Genomic DNA, 1,625 nt, shown 5'->3' with positions numbered 1-1,625 from the left:
ATCTAATAGCATAACAGAATCTAACCCTAATACATCTATTAACAAACTTGTTTAATATGTAATATCACTGACAATTTTTACATTTAGTATTTACGTCAAAATATCTTGAATTTCTTTTAAAATAGTTTCTTTATTCATCATACCCTCATATCCTTTTTATTTTTTATTCATCATGGCTATTTACCTTAATGTTTTTTACTAGCTTTATCAGATGTCTTAATTTACCAACATTATCACATCTTATCCGATAAATCATTTCTGCTACACGCTCCATTAAAAATTTCATCATTTCACATTCAATTAGATCTGGCTTATTTCCATTCATGTAACGACTATAATAGCATGTACCAGCGCATACATATCGTGCCCAACAATACTTACACTCTTCCAATTCAAGACACGTTAGTTGCTTCCACTTTTCTCGCTTATTAGAATCTATTCCCGAATAAACATTTCCCATTTTTGTCTCTGGTAAAGTTGACATAAAATCACAAGGATAAATATCACCATTTGGTAATATAGAAAATTTAGATTTTCCAGCATCACAACGATATAACACTTTTTTACGCAATGCCATATTAATCACAATTTGTCCAAGCATATTATTCTGATCCATTACTGGAATTACATATTTCCACCTATTTTGTAATATCTCATCAGTTAAAAATTCCACTAAGTCTCTATATTTTTTTTTGATATCATCCAACATATCTTTTGTCATAAGTGGATTTTCTTTCTCAGTATTTCTGGCTAATTTCATATTCACTTTTCGGAACCCAATGTCAACAAGATATTTTAACACTTCTATATAACTTCCTTTATCAGGTGTCAATACTGTTAATGCCTGTGTATTATTCAAACAAACATTATCGCTATTTTTCAGCTTTTCTAAAACTTCTATTACATTTTTATAGGAACCTTCTCCGTTATAAAATATACGATTTTTGTTATGATCTTCCTCTGTTCCATCAACACTCATCATCATACCAATCTGAGCATCTTCTAAATACTCTAGTTTTTCATCATCCATTAAAACACTATTTGTTGTAAAACCAGTTTTAAATCTCTTTTTATATTTTATTGATAATTCAATACCTTCTTCATATACCTGCTTAATAATTGGAAAATTACTTAATGGCTCTCCACCACTTGTAAAATAGATTTCAAAAGAATCTGCCTTTTCATCAAATGTATTAAAAATAAACTGTAATGTATCATGTGCCGTTTGCTTCGTCATTATCCTTGGATCTGATTTAATTTTTTTAGAAAAACAATAGCTACAGTTTAAGGGACATTCCAGTGTATTTTGTAATGAAATATTATAACAATTTAGTATACCCTCCACACTTTGAGGCTTTCCACTATCTTGAAAATACCCTTTTTTCAACAAATCAGTAAGCTCTTCTTCCATCATCTCTTTTTCCTGATTATCCACTTTATTTCCAAGTAAATAATCTTTCATGTTTTCATTTAATTCAAATATACTTAGAGTTCCAACGTCAATTGCCAAAAACACACCATTATATTCGAATATATGTACGTTTGAAAATTCTTTTATCACTTATTCCCCCCTAATAAAGTTATTGTTCTAAACACTCCAATGGTTCGAATTTCGCTGCTTTCAT

At 29.4% G+C, this 1,625-nt stretch carries 1 protein-coding gene; it reads right to left on the bottom strand.

Translation table 11 applies throughout. The annotated features are described in order from the left end of the window. Positions 1 to 163 precede the first annotated feature (163 nt). Entirely contained in the window at positions 164 to 1,561 is a 1,398-nt protein-coding gene (locus ACW2QF_RS17405) for a radical SAM protein (RefSeq protein WP_455717286.1), read from the bottom strand. Between the last annotated feature and the right edge of the window lie 64 nt (positions 1,562 to 1,625).

Source organism: Anaerosporobacter sp. (genome assembly GCF_965301125.1).
Note: the sequence above shows the minus strand (reverse complement) of the source record. Positions and strands in the feature narration are given on the sequence as shown.